Below are 7,128 nucleotides of genomic sequence, written 5' to 3'. Positions count from 1 at the left end.
CGCCACGCTCGAAAACCCCGGCCAGGATGAGATGGCCCAGGCTGCGCTGGGCCCACAGCGCCATTTCCGTGATGAGCACGGCGTTGGATGCCGGCTGATCCATGGGCATTGCCGGACTTCCCGGACCGCCGTGCTGCACGATCGTCAGATCCAGTTGGCTGCACAACTGCCAAATCGGCTCATCACGGAAATGGCGCTGTGGGCCCAGCGCAGCCTGGGCCATCTCATCCTGGCCGGGGTTTTCGAGCGTTACCCCACGCTACGGTTCGCCCCTACAGAGCAGGGCACACTGTGGGTACAGCAGCAACTGATGACGCTCGATGCGATGGTCCCGACGATGAAGTCCGAAGCCGGCAACCGCACGTACGGCATGTTCGGTGGTTCCTCGGTCGATGGGCTTACCCTCACGCCGAGTCAGTACGCCCAGCGGAACTGCTACCTGGCCAGCGAATTGGCGCCCTTTGAATCAGTGATGATTGATTTCATGGGTGCAGACCACATTCTATGGGGAAGCGACTATCCGCACGAGGAGGGCTTCACTCCTCAATCCAGGCTGGCCATCCGGTGGGCGCTACAGAACAGATCGGAAAGCGAGTGCCGAAAAATTTTGGCGGAGAACGCGGCCCGGCTGTACCGATTCGACCTCGATGCACTGGCGCCGATTGCAGCCGAGATCGGGCCGACCGTGGCTGAAGTGCATACCCCCCTTGAGGACACCGGGTACCGTGCCCCGGCCGCGTTCGGCTACCGCCCCTTCGAGGGGGGACTCGCGTTGAAGCGCCTCGCTCCCCAACGCCGGTAATCGCGCCCTGATACGAGAGTCTCCAAAAGCCGGTTCATAAAGTTGCCCGGGGTTAGGCCCCCGGCCACTGAAGAGAGCGGTCTTCCGCAGCGCGCTGTTCAGACGCACCCCAGTGCTTGACTCAAGCGCAACTTTTCAGGCCTTATGCGGTGGTTTGTTTCGTCAGATCCGCGGTCAGAGATGATGATGGGGGCAGCCCGGCTCGGCACTTTCCAACACGCGATGTCTGGGATGGGTCGTAGGCGTGCTCTATCGGCGATGTTTTGCTTACTCCCGCGGATGAATGAAAACCCCTTCTGCTGAAACGGTTACGCCATCGCTGTCGCTGAGCTGTCCAGCGGCGAAGGTCTTGACCCCTTCGACGCGGTCGACCCAGGCCTCGGCGCGAAGAGGCTTTCGTAGCGAGGTTCCTCGGTGGTAGCGCAGGGTCAGCGTCCCGGTGTAGGCCGGCCGCCCTGGCTTGTGGGCGGTAGCGCCCAGTACATGGTCCAACACCATCGCGCAGACACCGCCGTGCGCGTAACCCGCCGGTCCTTCATAGGCTGCACCGAGGACGAGTTCCGACCAAACCAATCCGTTTCCCTCGTGAATCACGAGTGGGGGAGCCAACGGGTTGCGGACTCCGATCACCGCATTACCTGAAGCCGCGTTTTGCCCGTCGGCGCGGGTGCGCTCGCCGAACGATCCAGGTATCTGCTCGGCGCTCAGTCGGCCTGTGATTGCGTCTATCTCGGCCGTTGTGGAGGCAATAGCGTTGGGCTCCAACTCCGTTCGGATTGTTGCGTCGATGAGTTTGCGAACGGAAATGGCCAGTAGCTCGTATGTAGACGAGGGGTCAGTCATCGGTATACCCAAATCCCCGGTGTCGGCGGTGTCGCTGGCAAGGTCCTCGCCCTCGCTGACAGCGAACCGCGAGCCGGGGCGCGGCGTCCCTCAGGCGTGGCACGCCGACTGTTGGCGTTGCAGCGGGCGTGGTGCGGGCCGCACGCTGCAGAACCGGGGGACGCTGCACATGGAGTCGACGCTTGGCGACTTCGGTGGTCATCGCCTACCAGCGTGAAGTGAGCGGTCGCGGTCCGGAAGGTGGCGTCCCGTCCAGCGGGCATAGCACAGGGACATCTCGGCTGTGCTGTTAATCTGGCAAAATGGCCGAGCCCAGCGATAAGCCGGTGAAGTCGGCACTTGCCGCCACCAGTTGGGCGTTGCTGGGCATGCTCTCTTATGAAGAGGAAGTTTCCGGCTACGACCTGAAAAAATGGATCGACTGGAGCGTTGACCTCTACTACTGGAGCCCGTCGAACAGCCAGATCTATACCGAGCTGAAGAAGCTCCAAAGCTTGGGGCTGGTGACATCACGCATCGAACGTGACGAGGGCACCCGCAGCCGCCGGCTCTACAAGATCACCGCGGCCGGGTTGGACGCCGTCACCGACTGGACCAACAATGCCCCAGTGGATCCGCCGGTGCTCAAACACAGCGTGCTGATGCGCGTGACGTTCGGTCATCTGACGACCCCCGCTCGGCTCAAGGAAATGTTGCAGGACCACGTGGCCTACGCCGAAGCCAGGCATCGCAAAGCTGTCGAGGACGCCGAAGGCGCCGAGGACGAGCCCGCTTGGGCCTACTCAGTGCTCGCGCTGCGCTGGGCGGCCAAGTACTACGCCGCCGAGCGCGAGTTTGCGCTGGAACTGATGAAGGAAATCGACGAGGCCGACGGCTCCATGCAGAAGGCGAAAGGCGGATCGGGCAAATTACGCCCCACGCCCGGGTACTGGCGTGAGGTGGAAAAGCAGGTCCAAGCCAAGCGCCGAGACGACTAACCGCCGCCGGCGGCGTCTCTGGCGGCGATGTAGCCGTATACCAACCCTTGGGCGATCGTTGCGCCCGCGCCGGGATATGTGGCTCCGAACGCGTTGGCGGCGGTGTTACCGATGGCGTACAACCCGGTGATGACAGTGCCGTCTTCGCGCAGCACCCGTGCCCGCTCGTCGGCCTTGAGTCCACCGCAGGTACCCAGGTCGCTGAGCACCATCTTCACAGCGTAGAACGGGCCCTTGGTCAACGGTCGCAGATTGGGATTCGGCGTTATCGTCGGGTCACCGTAGTAGCGGTCATAGGCGCTGCGGCCGCGACCGAAGTCGGGATCCTCGCCAAGAGCAGCGCTTTCGTTGAAACGCGTCATCGTCTGGTTGAACTCTGACGGGGGAGTGCCGATCCGAGCGCCGAGTTCGCGCAGGCTGTCGGCGCGCACCGCGATACCCGCGTCATACCAGGTCTGTGGAATGGGCATGCGCGGAAACAGTTCGGCGCCAAAGACATAGCTGTTGCGGTATTGCTGATCGAAGATGATCCACATTGCTTCTACCGGTTGCCCGGACTGCTCGAGTTCGAGCAATCGCTGACCGAACGACATGTAGTCGGCCGACTCGTTGGCGAAGCGATGCCCATTTTGGTTGACGATGAGGCAGCCCGGAAGTGATCGCTCCGCGAGCATGACAGCGGGCGCCTTGCCCGGCAGCGGCGCGATCGCGGGAAACCACCAAGCCTGGTCCATCAGATCGATGTCTGCGCTGAGTTCTTGGGCGACGCGGATCCCCTCGCCGGTATTTGAGTCGGCGCCCAGGCTGACGTTGGGGTCCAGTGACTCGGACTGAAATTTCCAGCGCATCTCCATGCAGTGGTCAAAGCCGCCGGTGGCCAGCACCACCCCTTGCCGGGCCGTGATGGTCACTTCACGGCCGCCATGGCCGACAACCGCACCGCTGACGCGGTCACCGCTGCCGACCAGGCGCACCAAGCTGGTGTCGGTCCAGATCGGGATCTGAGCGCGCAACACACCGGCGAACAGGGCGGCGGCCAGGGCTTGGCCGCCCGCGGCATAGTGCCGGCCCAGCAGCCGGCCACCGAGACCTTGGGCCAATCGTTTCGCCAGGGTCGGAATCCCCTTGCGCGGCACCCGCGCCACCAGATTGAGCCAACGGTAGTCGGCGCCCGTCGTAGGGATGGTGAAGCCGGCCTCCATGACTCCTGGCCGTAGCCGGCTGCGATATTCGCCCAGGACGGCAGTGTCTAGAGGCCGGCACTCGCAGGTACGCCCGGCTGCGCTGCCACCGGGCTCTTCGGGGTGGTAGTCGGAGTATTCCCGGGCCCAAAAGAGCCGCATCGGAGTCGTTCGCTCGAGCAGCTCGACGGTCGCGGAGAGATGTGTCAAAAACCCCGCGGAACGCGGAGGCGGCGCTGAGCCCGCAACCACGGAGTCAAGATAGGTGGCGGCGCGCTCGGCGGTGTCGTTGGCACCGGCCCGCTGCAACACCGGGCCCGCGGGCAGCCACAGCGCCCCACCGGAACGTGCCGTCGAACCACCCACGTACGAGGACTTCTCGACAATCAGCACGGAGAGCCCTCGGTCGTGGGCGGCGAGTGCTGCGGCCATGCCGGTTCCCGAACCGACCACGAGTAGGTCCACCGTCGTGTCGGACACGGGAAGTCCAGCAGGAATCGTCGCGCTGTGCGTTGTCACGCCTGGTAACGGTAAGCGGCCGGGCCGCTTGGCGGGAAGAGGCGTCCTGATCAGTGGAACACGTGCCCTACACCTGCCGGTCAGTCGGGGTTGAATGGCGCCCATGAATTCGCAGTCCGAAGCCGGCGAAGTTCGGCTGATCGAGGCCGATGCTGCCCCAACGCGATTCGCCCGCGGCTGGCATTGCCTAGGTCTCATCAAAGACTTCAGTGACGGCAAACCGCACGCGATCAATGCCTTCGGCCAGAAGCTGGTGGTGTTTCGCGGCGGTGATGGACAGGTCAATGTCCTCGACGGCTACTGCCGCCACATGGGCGGTGACCTGTCGCAAGGTGAGGTCAAGGGCAACGAGGTGGCGTGCCCGTTCCATGACTGGCGCTGGGGTGGTGACGGACGCTGCAAGCTGGTGCCCTACAGCAAGCGCACACCCAAGCTGGCCCGCACGCAAGCGTGGACCACCCTGCAGCAGGACGGCATGTTGTTTGTGTGGAACGATCCCGAGCGCAAACCGCCCCCACCTGAGGTCGCGATCCCACGCATCGAAGGCGCCACCAGCGACGAGTGGACCGATTGGCACTGGTACACGACCGTCGTGAACACCAACTGCCGTGAAATCATCGACAACGTCGTGGACATGGCCCACTTCTTCTACATCCACGGCTCCCTGCCCACTCATTTCAAGAACATCTTCGAAGGGCACGTGGCTACCCAGTACATGAACAGTGCGGGCCGACCGGACCTGGGTGGCACAGAAGGTCCGCAGTTGCTCGGCACGACATCGGTGGCTTCCTACTACGGCCCGTCTTTCATGGTCGACGACCTGACTTATCACTACGCGGATGGTGACCACCACACCGTCTTGATCAATTGTCATTACCCAGTTGACGCGAATTCCTTTGTGCTGCAGTACGGCATCATCGTCAAGAAATCCGAGGCGCTACCCGATGATGTCGCGGTGCAGACTGCGGTCGCCCTGGGCGACTTCGTCAAACTCGGTTTCGAACAAGATGTGCAGATCTGGCGGCACAAGGCGCGCATCGATAATCCGCTCTTGGTCGAAGAAGACGGCCCGGTTTACCAACTACGTCGATGGTACGAACAGTTCTACGTCGATGTCGCCGATGTCCAACCGGATATGGTGGACCGCTTCGAGTTTGAGCTCGACACCACCCGTCCGTACGAGGCGTGGATGAAGGTGGTCGAGTCCAATATCGCTGCGCAGGCTACCGCCAAAGACTCGGTGTGATGACGGTGGCTTCGCCTGTGAGAGAGGACGAGCGCCTCGCCGACATGCCCATGTTGCCCGTGGTATGTCGGCGCTGTCGAGCGCGAGTGCAGGTTCGTAAAAGCAGCTGGAGCCAGACGAGCGTGCAGTGGACAGCCTCGGCCCTGGCCCGCTGTGAGGAGCGTTCCGCTGCTGCACAGCTAGCGCCATATGGACGTTGTGATCTGTTCCTGTCATGTTCGGCTCTTACCGAGTCGATCACGGATGCCGTGCGTGCCGGCACGCTTACGATCGTCGATGGAAGCGCCGGGACGTCGGCATGACGGCCGGGCCCCGCAGCTCTTGGCCGAGGATCCGCGGCCACGCCGCTTCCTAGGTGGATGACACCGGCATGATGGGGATCTTCTTCATCGCGCTGGCTCTGGGATCAGGGGCGGCCGCGGCCGCTTGATGGTTTGCTTCACCGCGCGTGTACGTCCACACGCAGAATGGTTCTCCTTGGGCAAACTTGAAATCCTTTGGCGGCAAGTTGATGTCGAGTTTGCACCCAGGAAAGAACGGGGCTGAGATTCGCTGCTCAAAAGTGCAGTTCATCCAGGCCCGTGCCGGTGGGTAGAGGCCTTCGTCGGTGTACTTCTGCAGCACTTCGCACCGACGCATGTTGAGCACCACGTGATCGGGGTTGTACACGATGTACTCGCCGCCGTACCCGAGCGTGCCATCGATGCTCAGGCAGGCCAACTTGAGAAAGTCCACTACGTGCACTGGCTCGATCTTGAACACTCTGGCCAGCTTGGGGTATTGGTAATCGATGATGAGTTGATACATGTCGGGAAGCCCGAGCCAGACCTCCTCCTCAGGGAGGATCTTGGTCCACTGGTCGATGAAATAGTTGTGTCCTTTGAGGTACTGGTCCCAATAGGTTTTGATCAGACGTATCAGGGCCGGCTTGGTCAGGTCCTCAGTCTGAACATCAAAGGGAATCGCTTGGTATTGAGCGTTTTTCCAGTCCCAACCCGGAGGGGCGATGTAGCGCCCCATCGGCATCACTTGGCGCATCCCCGCCCGCGACAGCTCCGCGGCGACATCCATGGCCGCGCTAATGCCGACCTTCTCCGAATAGATCTTGACGTGGGCGTAGGGCATGAAGTTCAAGACGTCTTCGAACACTCGCGCTAGGCCCATGAGGAAATCGCGGGAAAAGTCTTGGACGTTGCCGACCTTCCCCATGAAGTCATGGGTGTAGTCGTCATAGTTGAGTTCTTCGGTCTCAGTGGTCATCGGGGTTTCTCCTCAATTGGGCTCGGCTGGTGTCGTGACCTCGTTGGCTGGGTGGTTCAGCCCGCCTGGGGGCGGGCCATCGCATACCTGTCAAAGGGCCACTGTTGGGCGGCACGTCACTGCGCTGGCGTGTCAGATTGCGACATGAATGGCAGAATCTGACAACACGATGTTAGTCCGCAGGGGTGCGGGTCACCATCGCGATCCCGCTCAGCGGGATGCCGTCGCGAGTCCGAGCACATCAGTCAAGGGATTGCCGCGGTTAGGATTGACGTGCAGTTCGTGTGGCGAGGAAGTGAG

General features: G+C 62.3%; 6 protein-coding genes. 3 read left to right on the top strand and 3 right to left on the bottom strand.

What is annotated here, in order from left to right:
• A partial coding sequence (locus A9X03_RS07445) for an amidohydrolase family protein (RefSeq protein ID WP_231975364.1) occupies positions 1-802 on the top strand: 802 nt, incomplete at its 5' end.
• Between the two features lie 267 nt (positions 803-1,069).
• On the opposite strand, the gene A9X03_RS28305 is transcribed toward A9X03_RS07445, so the two are convergent.
• The gene (locus A9X03_RS28305; protein WP_082950352.1) at positions 1,070-1,645 is read right to left on the bottom strand and encodes a PaaI family thioesterase; all 576 of its coding nucleotides are present in this window, start codon (positions 1,643-1,645) and stop codon (positions 1,070-1,072) included.
• Between the two features lie 302 nt (positions 1,646-1,947).
• On the opposite strand from A9X03_RS28305, the gene A9X03_RS07440 reads away from it, so the two are divergent.
• Positions 1,948-2,622, top strand: a complete 675-nt coding sequence (locus tag A9X03_RS07440) for a PadR family transcriptional regulator (RefSeq protein WP_067752631.1) — start codon at positions 1,948-1,950, stop codon at positions 2,620-2,622.
• Here the strand turns inward: A9X03_RS07440 and A9X03_RS07435 are convergent.
• Positions 2,619-4,322 carry a 3-ketosteroid-delta-1-dehydrogenase gene (locus A9X03_RS07435; protein ID WP_197504964.1) on the bottom strand — a complete coding sequence of 568 codons (1,704 nt, stop codon included), beginning with the start codon at positions 4,320-4,322 and terminating at the stop codon, positions 2,619-2,621. The two genes, A9X03_RS07440 and A9X03_RS07435, sit on opposite strands and share 4 nt — an antisense overlap.
• 103 nt (positions 4,323-4,425) lie before the next feature.
• On the opposite strand from A9X03_RS07435, the gene A9X03_RS07430 reads away from it, so the two are divergent.
• Positions 4,426-5,568, top strand: a complete 1,143-nt coding sequence (locus A9X03_RS07430; protein WP_067277067.1) for a Rieske 2Fe-2S domain-containing protein — start codon at positions 4,426-4,428, stop codon at positions 5,566-5,568.
• A 351-nt stretch (positions 5,569-5,919) separates the two neighbouring features.
• On the opposite strand, the gene A9X03_RS07425 is transcribed toward A9X03_RS07430, so the two are convergent.
• Entirely contained in the window at positions 5,920-6,828 is a 909-nt protein-coding gene (locus tag A9X03_RS07425; RefSeq protein ID WP_067752625.1) for a hypothetical protein, read from the bottom strand.
• Positions 6,829-7,128 lie beyond the last annotated feature (300 nt).

It is taken from the genome of Mycobacterium sp. E1715 (genome assembly GCF_001667625.1).
In the GTDB taxonomy this organism is placed as follows: Bacteria; Actinomycetota; Actinomycetes; order Mycobacteriales; family Mycobacteriaceae; genus Mycobacterium.
The sequence above is the reverse complement of the archived record's forward strand: the minus strand, read 5'-3'. Positions and strand labels throughout refer to the sequence as shown.